Source organism: Nocardioides sp. P4_G4, assembly GCF_056401085.1.
Map to the genome: position 1 here is coordinate 19,989 of NZ_JBFUKA010000019.1, position 15,521 is coordinate 35,509.

General features: G+C 73.0%; 23 protein-coding genes. 12 read left to right on the forward strand and 11 right to left on the reverse strand.

The window, feature by feature from the left end:
• Positions 1-74: 74 nt before the first annotated feature.
• From AC1DQF_RS06370 to AC1DQF_RS06395, 6 genes are all read left to right on the forward strand, one after another.
• Positions 75-365, forward strand: a complete 291-nt coding sequence (locus AC1DQF_RS06370) for a metal-sensitive transcriptional regulator (RefSeq protein WP_056926168.1) — start codon at positions 75-77, stop codon at positions 363-365.
• Positions 366-376: 11 nt separating this feature from the next.
• Positions 377-607 carry a heavy-metal-associated domain-containing protein gene (locus AC1DQF_RS06375; RefSeq protein ID WP_477524369.1) on the forward strand — a complete coding sequence of 77 codons (231 nt, stop codon included), beginning with the start codon at positions 377-379 and terminating at the stop codon, positions 605-607.
• On the forward strand, positions 604-2,829 hold the full coding sequence (locus AC1DQF_RS06380) for a heavy metal translocating P-type ATPase (protein ID WP_477524370.1): 2,226 nt from the start codon (positions 604-606) through the stop codon (positions 2,827-2,829). The genes AC1DQF_RS06375 and AC1DQF_RS06380 overlap by 4 nt, the downstream gene beginning before the upstream one ends.
• Positions 2,829-3,299 (forward strand): DUF4396 domain-containing protein, encoded by a 471-nt coding sequence (locus tag AC1DQF_RS06385; RefSeq protein ID WP_477524371.1) that lies wholly within the window; start codon positions 2,829-2,831, stop codon positions 3,297-3,299. The genes AC1DQF_RS06380 and AC1DQF_RS06385 overlap by 1 nt, the downstream gene beginning before the upstream one ends.
• A gap of 38 nt (positions 3,300-3,337) precedes the next feature.
• The gene (locus AC1DQF_RS06390) at positions 3,338-3,469 is read left to right on the forward strand and encodes a hypothetical protein (RefSeq protein WP_477524372.1); all 132 of its coding nucleotides are present in this window, start codon (positions 3,338-3,340) and stop codon (positions 3,467-3,469) included.
• An 89-nt stretch (positions 3,470-3,558) separates the two neighbouring features.
• Positions 3,559-4,278: an EcsC family protein gene (locus AC1DQF_RS06395; protein ID WP_477524373.1), complete on the forward strand. Its 720-nt coding sequence runs from the start codon at positions 3,559-3,561 to the stop codon at positions 4,276-4,278.
• A 65-nt stretch (positions 4,279-4,343) separates the two neighbouring features.
• On the opposite strand, the gene AC1DQF_RS06400 is transcribed toward AC1DQF_RS06395, so the two are convergent.
• From AC1DQF_RS06400 to AC1DQF_RS06410, 3 genes are read right to left on the reverse strand one after another with little or no spacing between them, the layout of a single operon-like run.
• On the reverse strand, positions 4,344-4,772 hold the full coding sequence (locus AC1DQF_RS06400) for a hypothetical protein (RefSeq protein WP_477524374.1): 429 nt from the start codon (positions 4,770-4,772) through the stop codon (positions 4,344-4,346).
• Positions 4,759-5,115 (reverse strand): hypothetical protein, encoded by a 357-nt coding sequence (locus AC1DQF_RS06405; protein WP_477524375.1) that lies wholly within the window; start codon positions 5,113-5,115, stop codon positions 4,759-4,761. Before AC1DQF_RS06405 ends, AC1DQF_RS06400 begins: the two co-directional genes overlap by 14 nt.
• A gap of 29 nt (positions 5,116-5,144) precedes the next feature.
• A complete protein-coding gene (locus tag AC1DQF_RS06410) occupies positions 5,145-5,741 on the reverse strand; it encodes a maleylpyruvate isomerase family mycothiol-dependent enzyme (RefSeq protein WP_477524376.1) in 597 nt (198 codons plus the stop codon).
• An 80-nt stretch (positions 5,742-5,821) separates the two neighbouring features.
• On the opposite strand from AC1DQF_RS06410, the gene AC1DQF_RS06415 reads away from it, so the two are divergent.
• A complete protein-coding gene (locus AC1DQF_RS06415) occupies positions 5,822-6,268 on the forward strand; it encodes a MarR family winged helix-turn-helix transcriptional regulator (RefSeq protein WP_477524377.1) in 447 nt (148 codons plus the stop codon).
• Between the two features lie 45 nt (positions 6,269-6,313).
• The gene (locus AC1DQF_RS06420; protein ID WP_477524378.1) at positions 6,314-7,363 is read left to right on the forward strand and encodes a DNA polymerase IV; all 1,050 of its coding nucleotides are present in this window, start codon (positions 6,314-6,316) and stop codon (positions 7,361-7,363) included.
• 19 nt (positions 7,364-7,382) lie between these two features.
• On the opposite strand, the gene AC1DQF_RS06425 is transcribed toward AC1DQF_RS06420, so the two are convergent.
• Positions 7,383-8,576, reverse strand: a complete 1,194-nt coding sequence (locus AC1DQF_RS06425) for a RimK family alpha-L-glutamate ligase (RefSeq protein WP_477524379.1) — start codon at positions 8,574-8,576, stop codon at positions 7,383-7,385.
• A 76-nt stretch (positions 8,577-8,652) separates the two neighbouring features.
• On the opposite strand from AC1DQF_RS06425, the gene AC1DQF_RS06430 reads away from it, so the two are divergent.
• Entirely contained in the window at positions 8,653-9,126 is a 474-nt protein-coding gene (locus AC1DQF_RS06430) for an ATP-dependent zinc protease family protein (protein ID WP_477524380.1), read from the forward strand.
• Positions 9,127-9,141: 15 nt separating this feature from the next.
• On the opposite strand, the gene AC1DQF_RS06435 is transcribed toward AC1DQF_RS06430, so the two are convergent.
• Positions 9,142-9,780, reverse strand: coding sequence for an NAD(P)-dependent oxidoreductase (locus AC1DQF_RS06435; RefSeq protein ID WP_477524381.1), 639 nt, complete (start codon positions 9,778-9,780; stop codon positions 9,142-9,144).
• A gap of 134 nt (positions 9,781-9,914) precedes the next feature.
• Between AC1DQF_RS06435 and AC1DQF_RS06440 the strand changes: the two genes are divergently transcribed.
• Positions 9,915-10,868 carry a succinylglutamate desuccinylase/aspartoacylase family protein gene (locus AC1DQF_RS06440; RefSeq protein WP_477524382.1) on the forward strand — a complete coding sequence of 318 codons (954 nt, stop codon included), beginning with the start codon at positions 9,915-9,917 and terminating at the stop codon, positions 10,866-10,868.
• Positions 10,869-10,942: 74 nt separating this feature from the next.
• Here the strand turns inward: AC1DQF_RS06440 and AC1DQF_RS06445 are convergent, their stop codons facing one another.
• Positions 10,943-11,716, reverse strand: a complete 774-nt coding sequence (locus AC1DQF_RS06445) for a hypothetical protein (RefSeq protein WP_477524383.1) — start codon at positions 11,714-11,716, stop codon at positions 10,943-10,945.
• A gap of 11 nt (positions 11,717-11,727) precedes the next feature.
• Positions 11,728-12,087: a hypothetical protein gene (locus tag AC1DQF_RS06450; protein ID WP_477524384.1), complete on the reverse strand. Its 360-nt coding sequence runs from the start codon at positions 12,085-12,087 to the stop codon at positions 11,728-11,730.
• 157 nt (positions 12,088-12,244) lie between these two features.
• Between AC1DQF_RS06450 and AC1DQF_RS06455 the strand changes: the two genes are divergently transcribed.
• Positions 12,245-12,565 (forward strand): GNAT family N-acetyltransferase, encoded by a 321-nt coding sequence (locus AC1DQF_RS06455; RefSeq protein ID WP_477524385.1) that lies wholly within the window; start codon positions 12,245-12,247, stop codon positions 12,563-12,565.
• 60 nt (positions 12,566-12,625) lie between these two features.
• On the opposite strand, the gene AC1DQF_RS06460 is transcribed toward AC1DQF_RS06455, so the two are convergent.
• A complete protein-coding gene (locus AC1DQF_RS06460; RefSeq protein WP_477524386.1) occupies positions 12,626-13,201 on the reverse strand; it encodes a mycothiol transferase in 576 nt (191 codons plus the stop codon).
• 62 nt (positions 13,202-13,263) lie between these two features.
• Between AC1DQF_RS06460 and AC1DQF_RS06465 the strand changes: the two genes are divergently transcribed.
• Positions 13,264-14,208: a helix-turn-helix transcriptional regulator gene (locus AC1DQF_RS06465; RefSeq protein ID WP_477524387.1), complete on the forward strand. Its 945-nt coding sequence runs from the start codon at positions 13,264-13,266 to the stop codon at positions 14,206-14,208.
• 7 nt (positions 14,209-14,215) lie between these two features.
• Here the strand turns inward: AC1DQF_RS06465 and AC1DQF_RS06470 are convergent, their stop codons facing one another.
• The 3 genes from AC1DQF_RS06470 to AC1DQF_RS06480 form a co-directional block, all read right to left on the reverse strand.
• A complete protein-coding gene (locus tag AC1DQF_RS06470; protein WP_477524388.1) occupies positions 14,216-14,617 on the reverse strand; it encodes a tetratricopeptide repeat protein in 402 nt (133 codons plus the stop codon).
• Between the two features lie 73 nt (positions 14,618-14,690).
• Positions 14,691-15,071 carry a DUF1304 domain-containing protein gene (locus tag AC1DQF_RS06475; RefSeq protein ID WP_477524389.1) on the reverse strand — a complete coding sequence of 127 codons (381 nt, stop codon included), beginning with the start codon at positions 15,069-15,071 and terminating at the stop codon, positions 14,691-14,693.
• A 42-nt stretch (positions 15,072-15,113) separates the two neighbouring features.
• Positions 15,114-15,470, reverse strand: coding sequence for a hypothetical protein (locus AC1DQF_RS06480; protein WP_477524390.1), 357 nt, complete (start codon positions 15,468-15,470; stop codon positions 15,114-15,116).
• Positions 15,471-15,521: the final 51 nt, after the last annotated feature.

Below are 15,521 nucleotides of genomic sequence, written 5' to 3' on the forward strand. Positions count from 1 at the left end.
GACGGGGGAGGCCCGGTCCGACCGGTGGCGCATTCCCTTGCACACCCATACCCCCTAGGGGTACCGTCGACGTCATGGAGCACAGCTACGTCGCACACGGCACCAAGGACAAGCACCTGCAGCGCCTCAAGCGCATCGAAGGCCAGGTGCGTGGACTGCACCGGATGGTCGACGAGGAGCAGTACTGCATCGACATCCTCACCCAGGTCTCCGCGGTCACCCGCGCCCTGCAGTCGCTCTCCCTGGCCCTGCTCGACGAGCACATGGAGCACTGCGTCGTCGAGGCCGTCCGGCAGGGCGGCGACGAGCAGGAGGCCAAGCTCAAGGAAGCCAGCGCGGCCATCGCGCGGCTCGTGAAGTCCTGAGGAGGACCCCGATGACCAGTCAGACCCAGCCCCCCGGGCACATCGAGACCTACACCGTGACCGGCATGACGTGCGGCCACTGCGTCAGCAGCGTCACCGAGGAGATCAGCGAGATCTCCGGCGTGGAGTCCGTCGACGTCGTCCTCGACTCGGGCGCCGTCACCGTCACCAGCAGCCAGCCCCTCGATCAGCGGGCCGTCCGCGCCGCCGTCGAGGAAGCCGGCTACCAGCTGGCGTCATGAGCACCGACGTCGAGCTCGCCATTACCGGCATGACCTGTGCGTCGTGCGCCAACCGCATCGAGCGCAAGCTCAACAAGCTCGACGGCGTCACCGCCACGGTCAACTACTCGACCGAGAAGGCGAAGGTCACCTACCCGACGACCGTCAGCACCGATGACCTGCTCGCCACCGTCGAGCAGGCCGGGTACGCCGCCACCCTGCCCGCACCGACCGGCACCCCGCCCGCCGGGGACGACGTGCCCGACCGGGACCCGTTGCGCGACCGGCTCGTCATCAGCGCGGTGCTGAGCGTGCCCGTCGTGGCCCTGGCCATGGTGCCGGCGTGGCAGTTCGACTACTGGCAGTGGCTCTCGCTCACCCTCGCCGCACCGGTCGTGGTCTGGGGCGCGCTGCCCTTCCACCGGGCCGCCTGGACCAACCTGCGCCACGGCGCGACCACCATGGACACCCTCGTGTCGGTCGGCGTGCTCGCCGCCTTCGGCTGGTCGCTCTACGCGCTCTTCCTCGGCACGGCCGGCATGCCCGGCATGACCCACCCCTTCGAGCTCACGGTCGAGCGGAGCGACGGAGCGGGCAACATCTACCTCGAGGCCGCGGCCGGGGTGACCACCTTCATCCTGGCCGGGCGGTGGCTCGAGTCGCGGGCCAAGCGCCGGTCGGGGGCGGCCCTCCGTGCCCTGATGGAGCTCGGGGCCAAGGACGTGGCCGTGCTCCGGGACGACGCGTCCGGTGGGCGAAGTGAGACCCGCATCCCTATCGAGCAGCTCGCCGTCGGCGACACCTTCGTCGTCCGACCGGGCGAGTCCGTCGCCACCGACGGCGAGGTCTTCGAGGGCAGCTCCGCGGTCGACCGCAGCATGCTCACGGGAGAGTCCGTGCCCGTCGAGGTGGGACCCGGCGACCAGGTCGTCGGCGCGACCGTCAATGCCGGCGGCCGGCTGGTCGTGCGTGCCACCCGGGTCGGCGCCGACACCCAGCTGGCCCAGATGGCGCGCCTGGTGGAGGACGCCCAGAACGGCAAGGCCCAGGTGCAGCGCCTCGCGGACCGCATCTCGGGGGTCTTCGTCCCCGTCGTGATCGGGCTCGCCGTCGCCACGCTGGGCTTCTGGCTCGGCGTCGGCGCGGGCGCCTCGGCGGCGTTCACCGCCGCAGTGGCCGTGCTCATCATCGCCTGCCCGTGCGCCCTGGGCCTGGCCACGCCGACCGCCCTCATGGTCGGCACCGGCCGCGGCGCCCAGCTCGGCATCCTCATCAAGGGCCCCGAGGTCCTCGAGTCCACCCACCGCGTCGACACCGTCGTGCTCGACAAGACCGGCACCGTCACCACCGGCGCCATGACCGTCCACACGGTCGTGGCCGCCGAGGGCGAGGACACCGCCGAGGTGCTGCGGCTGGCCGGCTCCCTCGAGGACGCCTCCGAGCACCCCATCGCCCGGGCCGTGGCCGCCGCGGCCGGCGACCTGCTGCCGGTCGAGGGCTTCACCAACCGCGCCGGCCTCGGGGTCGAGGGCGTCGTCGGGGGCCACGCCGTGGTCGTCGGTCGCCCCAGCCTGCTGGCCGACTGGAGCCAGCACCTCTCCCCCGGGCTGGAGCGCGCGGTCGAGGACGCCCAGGCGTCCGGTCGTACGCCGATCGCGGTCGGCTGGGACGGCCGGGCCCGCGGCGTCGTGGTCGTCGGCGACACGGTCAAGGAGACGTCCGCGGAGGCGGTGCGGATGCTCCGCGACCTCGGCCTCACGCCGTACCTGCTCACCGGCGACAACGAGGCGGCCGCCCGCTCGGTCGCCGACGCGGTCGGCATCGAGCACGTCATCGCCGACGTGCTGCCGGCCGACAAGGTCGACGTCGTCACGCGCCTCCAGGAGGAGGGCCGGGTCGTGGCCATGGTCGGCGACGGCGTCAACGACGCGGCCGCGCTCGCGCAGGCCGACCTCGGCCTGGCCATGGGTACCGGTACCGACGTGGCCATCGAGGCCAGCGACCTCACGCTCGTGCACGGCGACCTGCGGGTGGCCGCCGACGCGATCCGGCTGTCGCGGCGCACGCTGGGCACGATCAAGGGCAACCTGTTCTGGGCGTTCGCCTACAACATCGCCGCGATCCCCCTCGCCGCGGCGGGGCTGCTCAACCCCATGCTCGCCGGCGCGGCGATGGCCTTCTCCAGCGTCTTCGTGGTCACCAACAGCCTGCGGCTGCGCGGCTTCCGGTCGGCGGTGCGCTGATGGACTCCCGCAGCTCCATGGGCACCCGGAATGCGATGGCCGCGAGCGCGACCCTGCACTGCCTCACCGGGTGTGCGATCGGCGAGATCCTCGGCCTGATGATCGGCACCGTGGCCGGGCTGGAGGCCGGGGTCACCGTCGGACTGTCGGTGGTGCTGGCCTTCGTCTTCGGCTACCTGCTGTCCACGCTGCCACTGGTGCAGTCGGGCATCGCCTTCGGCGCGGCGCTCAAGGTCGTGCTCGCGGCCGACACCCTGTCGATCCTGACCATGGAGGTCGTCGACAACGCCGTGATGGTGCTGGTCCCCGGCGCCATGACGGCCGGGCTCGTGGACCCGATCTTCTGGCTGTCGATGATGCTCGCCCTCGCCGCGGCGTTCGTCGTCGCATTCCCGGTCAACCGGGCGCTGATCGACCGCGGTCGGGGCCACGCGCTGACCCACGACCTCCACGACGCCGACCACCACTGAACCCGACCACCCCTGACCCGACCACTGAGGAGGACGCGATGCAGACCTCGACCCTCGCCGCGGCGATCGCCGGCTTCCTGCTCGGCGGGCTGACCGTGTCGGTCGCGGCCACCCTGGAGGACGAGCCCGCCCCGGCGTACGGACCCGTGGAGCAGCAGCAGCGTCCCTGAGGGTGATTCGGGTCCGGGTGCCGCGTGACAGGATCGCGGCCGGATCGATGTGAGACACCGACACCACCCAGAGCGCACCAGGAGCAACGATGGGCCTGTTCGACCTCTTCACCCCGAAGCGTGAGCAGGTCGAGGAGACCCGCTCGGCCCTCGAGGCCGCCCAGGACCCCTCCAAGGACGCCGGACCCATCCACCGCGTCATCGACATGCTGCTCGACATCGGCCTCGACGGCCGTGGCCCGGTCCGCTCGGCGTCCCAGATCGCCGACAAGGCCCTGGCCAAGGAGGGGTCGACGGAGAAGGCGCTCAAGGCTGTCGGCCGTGGCGCCACCCTCGGCGGTGGCGTCGGCGGCTTCGTCACCGGCGTCGGCGGCTTCGTCACCCTGCCCGTCGCCCTGCCGGCCAACGTCCTGGAGTTCTACGTCCAGGCGACCCGGATGGTGGGTGCCATTGCCCAGCTCCGCGGCTACGACCTGACCGACGAGCGCATCCGGTCCGCGGTCCTGCTCACCCTGGTCGGCTCCCGGGCCGACGACGTGCTCAAGAAGGCCGGCATGAGCACCGGCGGCGGCCGCCTCGCCACGCTGGCCACCCGCGGGATGCCGCCGGCGGCCATGATGATGGTCAACAAGGCCGTCGGCTTCAACCTCATGCGCAGCGTCGGCGTCAGGACCGTCGGCCGTTTCGGTCGCGGGGTCCCGGTCATCGGGGGCTTCATCGGCGGCGGCATGGACGCCTGGATGATGAAGAAGATCGCCGACCACGCGATGACCGAGTTCCCCGCCGTCACCGGCGACCCCTCGGCCTGACCCGGCCGCGGGTTGGTTCGGCGCCTCCCGTCGAGAGCGACCGGGTGCCGGGCCGTGGGCCCCCGTCAGGGCCGGCCGCGGGGCCGCGTGCGCAGCAGCCAGGCGATGCCGAGGAACGGCAGCACCAGCGGCAGGTAGCCGTAGCCCTGACCGTACGCCGACCAGACCGTCGCGTCTGGGAACAGCTCGGGGTCCAGGACGGTCAGCGTCCCGACCGTGAGGACACCGACGAGCTCGAAGCCGACGGCCCCCCACGCCATGGCGCGGGGCCGGGGACCCACCTCGGCGAGCCCGAGGGTGGCCAGCACGTAGACCACCGCGGCCACCGCCGAGAGGGCGTAGGCCAGTGGGGCGTCGGAGGCCTTGGTGAGGAGCTGGACGGCGCTGCGGGCGGTCGCGGCGAGCGCGAAGACGGCGTACGTGGCGACCAGGGCACGCCCGAGGCCGCTCGAGGTGGAGCGCCGGTGCGCGGTCCCCGGATCAGGCTGCGGCATGGATCTGCTCCAGTCGGACGACCAGGAAGGCGACGGTGAGCAGCGCGACGATCAGCACCGCGGTGGCGCCGCGGCTGCGCTCCCCGAGCGACCAGAGCAGGCCGATGGGCAGCACCACGAGCGCGGCCAGCAGGTAGCCGACGAAGGTGATCGTGGGATCGCCACTGCCCCCGACCAGCTGGGCGATGCCGACGACGRCCTGCACCACGAGGCCGATCTCGAGGAGGGCGAGCAGCGCGACGAGCACCCGGTCGGGGCTGCGGTCGAGGGCGACGTAGCCACCCGTGACGAGCGCGAGGACGAGCGCGGCCACGATGAGGACCGTCTGGAGYGGATCGATCACGGCGCCAGTGTGTCAGGACGGCGGGTGCGTCAGCGCGCCCCGTCCCCCGGTCCGGGACGGCCCGCGCCCATCATCAGCAGGTCCAGCATCGGCGCCCGCACCTCGCGGCCGGAGCCGCGCGCCCAGTCGGTGTCGGTGGCGACCATCCGCACCCCGGAGAGGAGGCGACGGGTGCCGAAGAGGAGGGCCAGCGCGCACACGCGATCGGCGGCGACGGCCGCCGCCTCGGGGGGCACCGCGATCGTGCGACCAAGCGGGCGCACGATGTCCTGGCCGTGCACGATCGCGTCGATCAGCGGCTCCACGTGGGTGACGGTGAGCGGCCCCCTGGGGACCTCGGCCCACGCGTCGTACTGCGCGAGGATCTCCGCCACGTGTGCGCGGCCCCGCCTCTGCCCGTCGTGGAGGATCGCGCCGTTGTAGCCGCGCCACACGCCGGTCATGGCACGCAGCGTGTTGGCCGCTCGCATCTGCGGTCCGGAGATCAGGTGGGCCGCGGTGTCGCGCACCCGCCAGCCGGCGCACAGCGACGGTTGCTCCCACTCCGCGGGCGACAGGTCGCGGAGCACCGCGCGCAGGGCCACCCGGGCCTCCGTCGTGTGCCGCCAGACCTCGTCGCGCTCCATGTGACCCCTCCGCACCGGTCCACCCCGCCGATCACCTATATAGTCAGAGAGACTGACCATTTCTGTCAAGGAGGACCGCGATGGCCGAGCCGGGCACCGGGGCGTTGATGTTCATCTCCCAACGGCACGTGGAGACACGGGTCATGGAGCACCTGTCCGAGCGTGGGTACGACGACCTCACGCTCGCCCAGGCCCGTCTCGCCGCCCGCATCGGCGAGCACGGCACCCGGTCGACCGACCTCGCCGCGGCCGGCCAGGTCACCAAGCAGACGGCGGGCTACCTCGTCGACCAGCTGGAGCGCGCCGGCTACGTCGGGCGACGCCCGGACCCGACCGACGCGCGGGCCCGGCTCGTCCACTTCACCGAGCGGGGCCGTGCCGTCCAACGGGAGGCCCGCACGGTCGAGCGCCGGGTCGAGCGCGAGTGGGCGCGCCACCTCGGACCCGAACGCCTCGCCGAGCTGCGGACGCTGCTCGCCGAGCTGCGGGAGATCACCGACCCGTGGTGGGAGGGTCCGACGGGCTGACCCGGCCACCTCGCCCGCCGCGCCCGACCTGGCCATGATGGGGCGGTGACCACGAGCGCGCCGCCCTGGGTGCTGCACGTCGACATGGACCAGTTCCTCGTCGCCGTGGAGCTGCTGCGGCGACCCGAGCTGGTGGGCCTCCCGGTGATCGTCGGCGGACGCGGGGACCCCACCGAGCGCGCGGTCGTCTCCACGGCGTCGTACGAGGCGCGCGAGCACGGCGTGCGGTCGGGGATGCCGCTGCGCGTCGCGGCGCGCCGGTCCCCTGAGGCGGTGCTGCTGCCGGTCGACCGGCCGGTCTACGAGGCGGCGTCGAAACGCGTGATGCAGACGCTCAGGCACCTCCCGGATGCCGTCGTCGAGGTGCTCGGCTGGGACGAGGCCTTCGTCGGAGTCCACACCGACGACCCGGAGGCGACCGCCCGGGAGGTCCAGCGGGCCGTCCTGGACGCGTCCGACCTGTGGTGCTCGGTCGGCATCGGCGACACCCTGGTCCGGGCCAAGACCGCGACCGACTTCGGCAAGCCCCGGGGCACCTTCCGAATCACGCGCGACACCTGGCTCGAGGTGATGGGCGAGCGCCCGACGACCGCGCTGTGGGGCGTCGGTCCCCGGATCTCCGCACGGCTGGCGGGCCTCGGCATCCACACTGTCGCCGAGCTGGCGCGTGCCCCCGAGGACGCGCTGGTCGCCGAGCTGGGCCCGGTCAGCGGCGGTCATGTGGGTCGCCTCGGTCGCGGCGGCGGTCGCGCCTGGCCCGACGACACCCCGTGGGTGGCCCGCGCGCACGGCCACGAGACGACGTACCAGCGCGACCTCGACCCGGCCGAGGTCCCGGACGCGCTGCGGGTGCTCGCCGAGCAGGTGGTCGCCGACCTGCGCCGCGAGGAGCGGGCGGCGATGCGGGTCCACCTCAAGGTGCGGGTGAAGCCCTTCTTCACCTTCACCAAGGTGCGCAAGCTGGCCACGCCGACGTACGACCCCGACGTCCTCGCGCGCACCGGGCACGAGCTCTACCTCGCCCTCGACGACGACCGGCCGGTACGCCTGCTCGGCATCCGCGGCGAGATGGTCCCGCCCGAGGGTGGCTACTGACCCGAGGGCAGCCCGGTCCTCACTCCTGCTCGTGGATCGGGTTCTTGGGGAGCTTCTTGACCTTCTGCCGGCGCTTGCGACGCTCGGGGATCATCGAGCGCATCTCCTCGAGCCGGCCGAAGCACAACAGCCGGTCCTCAGGCTCGAGGACGTGGCCGGCCTTCGGGTTGGGGAACACGGTCGTGCCCCGGTGCAGGGTCAGCACCGAGATGTCCTTCTCGCTCAGGCCCGACTCCCCCAGTGGCTTGCCGACGATGTCGGCGTCCCCGTGGACGAGCAGCTCGGCCACGCCGTACCCGGTCGAGACGCTGAGCCGCTGGCGCACGTCGATCTGCGGGAAGGCCACCTGGTTGGCGATGTGGTCGATGATCGCGCCGGCCACGTCGAGCTTGGTCGCGGTCTCGATGCCCTCGAGGCCGGGCGAGGAGTTGACCTCCATCACCTGGGGGCCGTCGTTGGCCTCGAGCATGTCGACGCCGGCGACCTTGAGGCCCATGATCTGCGCGGAGCGGACCGCCGCCTCCTCGAAGGCCGGGTCGAGCTCGACCGGCTCGACAGAACCGCCGCGGTGCACGTTGGAGCGGAACTCGTCGCCCTGCGCCACCCGCCGCATCGCCGCGACGACGCGGTCGCCCACGACGAGCGCGCGGATGTCGCGGCCCTTGCTCTCCTTGACGAAGCGCTGGATGAGGACGTTCTGCTTGGTGCTCTGCAGGGTCTCGATGATCGCCTCGGCGACCTTGATGTCGGGGGCCAGGATGACGCCGATGCCCTGGGTGCCCTCGAGGAGCTTGATGACGACCGGCGCCCCGCCGACGCGCTCGATGGCCGGGATCACGTCGGCGCGGTCGCGGACGAAGGTCGTCGCGGGCATCCCGATGCCGTGCTTGGAGAGGATCTGGGTCGCGCGGAGCTTGTCGCGCGAGTTCGAGATGCCGTACGCCGTGTTGGGCGTGTAGACGTCCATCTGCTCGAACTGGCGCACCACCGCGGTGCCGAAGTAGGTGATCGAGTTGCCGATGCGCGGCAGCACCGCGTCGTAGTCGGACAGCTGCTTGCCGCGGAACTGCAGGTCCGGCTCGTCGCCCGACAGGTCGATGCCGAAGCGCAGGGTGTTGAGCACCTTGACCTCGTGGCCGCGGTCGAGGGCGGCCGTGCGCAGGCGCTGGGTGCTGTACGCCCGGGGGGCGCGGGACAGGATCGCGAGCTTCACTCTTCCACCTGACTGGGATGGGGGCCTGACTGGGATGGGGGCCTGACGGGGATGGGGGCCTGATTGGATGGGGGGCGTGGCCGTTCCCCATCCAACCATCGTCGCCGGCTGGCGCGAGTGGGTCACCCTCCCCGACGCCGGAGTGGAGTGGATCAAGGCCAAGCTGGACACCGGAGCACGCTCGTCGTCGGTGCACGCCTTCGACGTCGAGGAGTTCTCGCGCGACGAGCAACCGTGGGTGCGGTTCTCGCTGCGGCCCTGGCAGCGGTCGGAGGAGGACACCGTCGCGCACGAGTGCCCGGTGCACGACAGGCGCGCGGTGCGAAGCTCGTCGGGACACTCCGAGGAGCGGTACGTCGTGCTGATGGACGTGCGCCTGCTCGACCGGACCGTCACCGCCGAGGTGACGCTCAGCAGTCGTGACGAGATGGGCTTCCGGATGCTGATCGGTCGTGAGGCGCTGCGCCAGGGGTTCCTCGTCGACTCCCGGCGCTCYTACGTGGGCGGTCGTCCGCAGCGCGCCGTACGCCGGCGCAACCGCGGCGTGTAGCCCCGGCGCAGCGGGTCAGCTGACGACGCCGATGTGCGCCCGGTGGTGGGCCGGCTTCTCGATCTCGTCGACGATGGCGGCCGCGAAGTCCTCGCCGGAGACGCGGGACTTGCCCTCATCGTCGAACAGCGCGACCTCGCCCCCGACCCGGTAGGCGTCGGTCCGCTCGCCCGGGACCCAGGCGCCGTACTCCCCGGCCGGGCTGACGAAGACCCAGTCCAGGTCGGCGGGCGCCTGCTCGACCAGCATGACGCGCGTGGCCTCGCCCTCCAGCGCCTCGTCGAGGTACTCGGCGGCGATCTCGCCCTCGACGAAGCGTGGGGCCTCGGGCGCGGGGCGGAGCGAGCTGAACCCTCCCACCTGGAGGTAGCGGGCACCGGCCTCGGCTGCCTGGCGCGCGAGGTCGCCGTACACCTCGACGAGGCGGCCGGCCATGTCGCCGCGCGGTGAGAGGGCGGCCACCACCGCGTCCGCGCCGGGGACGACACGGCGCGCGACCTCCTCGGCCGGGCCGGCCTCGTAGCGCACCCCCGGCACGGGGTCCCGGGGCTCGGATCGGCTGACTGCGACGACCTCGAACCCGCGGGCGACGGCCTCGCGCACGACGTTCGCGCCGGTGTAGCCGGTGCCTCCGAACACGACGACGGTGGCCATGGGGACTCCTCGAGGATGGGGACGACGGTCACCTGCACCAACACCCGGGGGAGGCCTCGTCTTCCTCGGGCCTGTCCGGACTGGACCACCTCCACCGGATAGCGTCTGCGCATGCGACGACGAGGGGACGACTGATGGCCCGCGAGTCGTTCGCGATCGGCACGGTGCGGGTGCGGGCCGGGACGATCCGCAACCTCGAGCTGCCGATCACCCGGCTCGTGACCGGGGCCGACGTGAGCCTGCCGGTGCGCGTCGTGCACGGTCGCGAGGACGGCCCCACCATGTGGATCAGCGCCGCGATCCACGGCGACGAGGTCGTCGGCGTCGAGGTCGTCCGCCAGGTCCTCGCCGGGCTCGACCCCAAGCAGGTGCGCGGCACCGTCGTCGCGCTCCCCATGGTCAACGTGCTCGGCTTCATGAACGGTGACCGCTACCTGCCCGACCGACGTGACCTCAACCGGTCCTTCCCGGGATCGGCCCGGGGGTCCCTGGCCAGCCGGATCGCCCACCTGGTGATGACCGAGGTCGTCGACAAGTGCTCGGTCGGGCTGGACCTGCACACCGGCTCGGACCGCCGCTCCAACCTGCCGCAGATCCGAGCCGACCTCGACGACGGCTTCACCCGCGACCTCGCCGCCGCCTTCGGGGCGCCGGTCATGCTGCACGCCCGGATCCGGGACGGCTCGCTGCGGCACGCCGCCCGCGAGCACGGGGCGACGGTGCTGCTCTACGAGGCGGGCGAGAGCCTGCGGATGGACGGCTACGCGATCGACGCGGGCGTCGTCGGCGTACGCCGCGTGCTCGCCGCCCTCGGGATGGTGGACGGTGTCGACGTGGCCCCGCCCTCCGCGAGCGTGGAGTGCCGGGCCAGCGGCTGGGTCCGCGCCCGGCGCACCGGCATCCTCGACCTGGACGCGACCCTCGGCCAGGAGGTCACCGACGGCGAGCGGCTCGGCGCCCTGGTCGACGCGTTCGGCAAGACCCTGCGTCTGGTGCACGCCAACCGCACCGGGGTCGTCATCGGTCGCACCGAGCAGGCGCTGGTGAACTCCGGTGACGCCCTCGTGCACATCGCTTCCGCCGACTGAGCCCCTGCCACGTCCGCCCCTGGCGGGTGAGCCCGGGCCGGTGGGCCCGCGCGGGGCGGCGCGCGGCTGGAAGGTCACGTGGCCGGCAACGGCCGCTCGCGCGACCGGGCCGCCGCGAGCGCCTCCAGGGGATCGCGGACCTGCCCGTCCATCCCAGTGGCCTCCGAGGTCGCGCCTCGCAGCGGCTTCTTCACCACCGTGTCGACCACCTGCTTCTCGACGCGCTCCAGGGCCTTGCGCCGGACGGTCGAGAGACCTTCCACCCACGCTCGATGCGCGTCGATGCGGGCCCGGATGCGCTGCAGCACCGCGGCCAGGCGTCGCACCAGGGTGGCGATCCGGGAGCCGGTCACGGCAGCCCGGGTCGCGGCCGTCGCGGCGCCGGCCAGCGTCGATGCTCCCAGGGTCACCAGCCCCGTCACGGCCGACACCGCCAGGCTGAGGGCCGCCCACTCGAGGAGCTCGTGCACCAGCGCGCGGACCAGCAGCTCGGTCTCGTGCACGGCCACCGACGCCTCGTCCAGGCAGGCCCCGATGTCGGCGCACCGCCCGGCCAGCGCCTCGACGTCGACAGCGACCTCCCGACCCGCCCCCACCCAGCTGCACTGGGCGTGGCCGACCCAGCGGCCCTCCGTGTCGGCCACRGTCCRGTGCTGGCGGCGGGCGAGGTCGTGGAGGTGGCGGCCCGTCCCGCGCCACCGCTCCGCGGCCTGCCGGACCACCTCGTGGTCACCGACGAGTGAGTCCCACTGCTCGAGCAGCGGCTGGACCAGGGGTCGCATGACGGTCTGCACCTCGGCGGGAAGACTGCCGAGGAGGGCGATCGACTCCATCCGGGTGGACCTCATTGCGATCCCACTCATGCGACATCACCGCCCAGGGACCGGACCTGCGCCTCGAAGCGGCCCGCCACGTCCTCGTCGACGAGCCGCACGTCGTCGCTGAACTCCTGCAGGGTCTCGTGGAGGTCCTGGCACCGGTGGGCCCCGTCCCAGAGCCGTCGGCGGACGGCGTCGTCGGCGCGACGCACCGCCGCGAGGAGCTCCTCGCCGGGCAGGATGCGACCCAGTGCGGCCGGCGGCAGGGTGGCGCCACGGCGCTCCTTCTGCACCCGGACCAGTGCGTTGCGCACCGCCCGCTCCTCGACGGCGGCGCGCGTGAGGGCGTCGTACTCCACCCGCATCACGCCGCCCGACGCCTGCTCACCGCTGGGCCACATCTCGTGCTCCTCACTCGTGTCGGTGGGTCCACGGTGCCCTCGTGGACCGACACAGGCGGCGGTGCTGTCGCGGCCTGTGGACACGACTCGCAGGTCTCATCGCTGTGGACGATCCGCGGCGCGGGTCCCACGACCCGGCGGCTCCTAGGCTGGTCCCATGACCACTGACGTGACCCTCGCCGGCGACCGCTTCGAGATCTCCGTGGACGGCACCCGTGCCGGCCTGACGCAGTTCGTCGACAGCGGCGCCCAGCGGATCTTCTTCCACACCGAGGTCGGCGACGAGTACGCCGGGCAGGGCCTGGCCGTCGAGCTGGTCACCCACGCCCTCGACGCCACCCGCGAGGCCGGGCTGCGCGTCGTGCCGGTGTGCCCCTACGTCAAGCGCTTCGTGGGCAAGCACGAGGAGTACGCCGACCTCGTGGACCCGGTGACGCCCGCCGCGCTCGCCACGGTCCAGGCCGCCCAGGGCGCGTGAGGCTGGCCGGGCTGCCCGCCGGTGTCGGAGCCGGAGACCGCACGTCGGGGTAGCGAGCCTTCAGCGGGTCCAGTCGTCCGGCGGATCCTCGCCGGTGACCCCGTCGACCGACTCGCGCAGCAGGTCGGCGTGGCCGGTGTGCCGGCCGTACTCCTCGAGGTGGTCGAAGAGCAGCCGTCGCAGCGACGCGTGGTGGCCGTTGCCGTCGTCGACGTGGCACTCGAAGTCGAGCCCGCCCTCCTCGAGCGCCGCCGCGATCCGCCCGTCGGCGCGCTCGACCGCGTCGTCGTAGAGCCGGTAGAGCTCCTCGGGAGCGAAGCCGCCGGCACCGGTGAAGTCCCAGTCGTCGCTCCCGTCGTGGCCCAGCGAGCGCCACGGCTCGCCGAGCTCCTCGCCGCGCAGCTTGGTGGTGAACATGTAGTCCTCGACCATGGCGAGGTGCAGCACGAGTCCGCCGAGAGTGAGGGCCGAGGGACCCAGCGTGGCCGAGAGCCCGGCCGCGTCGAGGTGCCCGGCCTTCCAGCGGAAGGTCGCCCGCATCCGGTTGATCGCACCCAGCAGGTGCTCGGTCTCGGTGCCGGCGACGGGGGGCTCCCACGGCGGCGGGGTCCAGCCTGAGGTGTACGACGTGGTCATGCCGTCCACCGTAGGACCGTTTCCGGACGGATCGCGTCCGCTGTCCGTGCGATCCTGCCGGTGTGGACGACACCAACCCCACGGCGCGGGCACTGCTCGCGCTCGACCTGATCCAGTCCAGCCCCGGCATCGGCGCCGTCGAGCTCGGCGAGCGCCTCGGCGTCTCGGACCGGGCCGCGCGACGCTACGTGGCGGTGCTCCGCTCCGCAGGCATCGACATCGACAGCAGCCGCGGGCAGTACGGCGGCTACCGGGTCGCGCGTGCCCTGCGGCTGCCCCCGCTGCGGTTCAGCGCCGCCGAGGCGCTCGGCCTGGTGATGGCCGCGCTCGACGGGCACCACCCGGCCAGCGACCCGACCGACCTGGTCGGCTCCGCGCTGGGCAAGCTCATCGCGGCGCTCCCCGACACCGTGGCCGCCCAGGCCGAGGCCGTACGCCGCACGGCCGCCGCGGTTCCCGACCGGTCCGCCGCCCGCCCCGACCCCGCCGTCATCACGACCCTGGTCCGGGCGACCTCGACGAGCCGCCGGGTGTCGCTGGGCTACCGCTCCGAGGCCGGTCGCGAGTGGGAGAGCGTCGTCGACCCGTGGGCCATCGTGGTCCGGCACGGCCGGTGGTACCTGCTCTGCTGGTCCCACCACTCCGAGGCCACCCGCGCCTACCGGATCGACCGGGTCACGGGCGTCCGGGTCCTCGACGCGGGGTTCCGCCCGCCGGCCGGCCTGGACCCGGTCGCCGCCCTCGAGGAGCACCTCGCAGTCGGGTGGGACCACCCCGTCGAGGTCGTCATCGACGCCCCGCTCGACCGCATCGCCTGGCTCCCCCGCCGCCTCGGGCGGCTCGAGGAGATCGACGAGCAGACCACCCGGCTCACGGGCAGCACCAGCAATCCGGCGTCGTACGCCGAGGGGCTGGCGCTGCTGCCCGTGTCCTTCCGCGTGGTGGCCGGCGACGAGGTGCGCGAGGCCGTGCGCGAGCTCGGGCGCCGGCTGCTCGCCGCCGGGTGAGGACGGCTCAGGCGGCCGGCCGCTCGGCGTCCGCGGTCATGGCGTCGGCCAGCCGGCGCATGGCCACGGCCTCGGCCCGACGCGCCTCGTCACGCCCGGTGCTGCGCTCCAGCGAGCGGGACAGCAGCAGGGCGGCGTACGCGTTGCCGGGGTCCCGCTCGAGCAGGTCGCGAGCCACCTTGGCGGCCCGGCGCGCCTGCGCCGAGTGGTAGTAGCTGCGCGCGAGGAGCTCGCGGGCGCCCCCGAGGTCGCGCTCGTCGGGGTGGGTGTCGACGAGGTGCTGGAGCACCTTCGCAGCGGTGTAGTAGTCGCGCTGCTCGAAGAGGGCCTCGGCCCGGCGGAAGGCGTCGTACGGCGCGAGGGCGCTGAGAGCGCTGAGGGCCTGGAGGTCCTTCTGGATGCGGATCATGGGAGCTCCCCTCCTGTGGGTGAGGCTGTGGGTGCGGACACCCGCCTCAACCGCATACCCCTTGGGGGTATTCCTAGCGAGAGACCAGCAGCGCGAGCAGGCCCAGCGCCGGGAAGAGCCCCTGGGTCAGCGCGGCCCGCGCCTTGCTGCGGTCACTGAGGACCAGGACCAGCGCAGCCGCGAGCATCGAGCCGGCCGACATCACGGCCAGGGCCAGCCCGACGTCGTCGTGGTCGGCGGCGAGGAACCCCACCGAGACGAAGGCCCCGATCGCCAGGAAGAGGTTGTAGAAGCCCTGGTTGTAGGCCAGCGGCCGGGTGACCTCGGCCTGCTCCGCGGTCGTCCCGAACGTGCGCCGGGTGCTGTCCGCGGTCCACGCGAAGGACTCCAGCCAGAAGATGTAGACGTGGAGGGCTCCGGCGAGCGCGAGCAGCACCCAGGCGACGTAGGTCATGGCCGGTGAGCATAGGCCCGGCACACGGGTCAGGGGCGCGACTCAGGGTTCGAGGTGAAGGGCGCCCGCCTCGGGCCCCTCCTCGCTGCCCGGGTCGATGACGCCACCGCCACCGACCACGTCCTCGTCCGCGGGTACGGCGTCCGGGTCGTCACCGCCGACCATGTCGATGTCGTCGGGGTCGTGGTAGCCGGCGTCCGCGTCGGGGTCCTCCTGGCGCAACCGCTGGGAGATCGTCTCGTCACCCTCGATGAACTCGGCCCCGCGAGGCTGGCGGTCCGGCGGGCTCCACGGCTCGTCGTCACCCGCGCTGGGGTCCTCCAGGTTGATCTCTGCATCGGCCTGCTCGGCCTGGTCCAGCTGGGTCTCGCCCCAGTCACCTTCGCTCTCGTGGCTCATGCCTCCACTGTGTCCGGTGGCACCCCCGCGGACAAGGGTGGGCCACCCGCA

Coding starts and splice junctions, on each gene's coding strand:
- AC1DQF_RS06410 (WP_477524376.1), bottom strand. CDS start 5,741: ATGGAGCGCGACGAGGTCTGGCGGCACACGACGGAGGCCCGGGTGGCC.
- AC1DQF_RS06470 (WP_477524388.1), bottom strand. CDS start 14,617: ATGATCCGCATCCAGAAGGACCTCCAGGCCCTCAGCGCTCTCAGCGCC.
- AC1DQF_RS06450 (WP_477524384.1), bottom strand. CDS start 12,087: ATGTGGCCCAGCGGTGAGCAGGCGTCGGGCGGCGTGATGCGGGTGGAG.
- AC1DQF_RS06415 (WP_477524377.1), top strand. CDS start 5,822: ATGGCCGAGCCGGGCACCGGGGCGTTGATGTTCATCTCCCAACGGCAC.
- AC1DQF_RS06435 (WP_477524381.1), bottom strand. CDS start 9,780: ATGGCCACCGTCGTCGTGTTCGGAGGCACCGGCTACACCGGCGCGAAC.
- AC1DQF_RS06390 (WP_477524372.1), top strand. CDS start 3,338: ATGCAGACCTCGACCCTCGCCGCGGCGATCGCCGGCTTCCTGCTCGGC.
- AC1DQF_RS06370 (WP_056926168.1), top strand. CDS start 75: ATGGAGCACAGCTACGTCGCACACGGCACCAAGGACAAGCACCTGCAG.
- AC1DQF_RS06440 (WP_477524382.1), top strand. CDS start 9,915: ATGGCCCGCGAGTCGTTCGCGATCGGCACGGTGCGGGTGCGGGCCGGG.
- AC1DQF_RS06475 (WP_477524389.1), bottom strand. CDS start 15,071: ATGACCTACGTCGCCTGGGTGCTGCTCGCGCTCGCCGGAGCCCTCCAC.
- AC1DQF_RS06385 (WP_477524371.1), top strand. CDS start 2,829: ATGGACTCCCGCAGCTCCATGGGCACCCGGAATGCGATGGCCGCGAGC.
- AC1DQF_RS06480 (WP_477524390.1), bottom strand. CDS start 15,470: ATGAGCCACGAGAGCGAAGGTGACTGGGGCGAGACCCAGCTGGACCAG.
- AC1DQF_RS06395 (WP_477524373.1), top strand. CDS start 3,559: ATGGGCCTGTTCGACCTCTTCACCCCGAAGCGTGAGCAGGTCGAGGAG.
- AC1DQF_RS06455 (WP_477524385.1), top strand. CDS start 12,245: ATGACCACTGACGTGACCCTCGCCGGCGACCGCTTCGAGATCTCCGTG.
- AC1DQF_RS06460 (WP_477524386.1), bottom strand. CDS start 13,201: ATGACCACGTCGTACACCTCAGGCTGGACCCCGCCGCCGTGGGAGCCC.
- AC1DQF_RS06380 (WP_477524370.1), top strand. CDS start 604: ATGAGCACCGACGTCGAGCTCGCCATTACCGGCATGACCTGTGCGTCG.
- AC1DQF_RS06375 (WP_477524369.1), top strand. CDS start 377: ATGACCAGTCAGACCCAGCCCCCCGGGCACATCGAGACCTACACCGTG.
- AC1DQF_RS06400 (WP_477524374.1), bottom strand. CDS start 4,772: ATGCCGCAGCCTGATCCGGGGACCGCGCACCGGCGCTCCACCTCGAGC.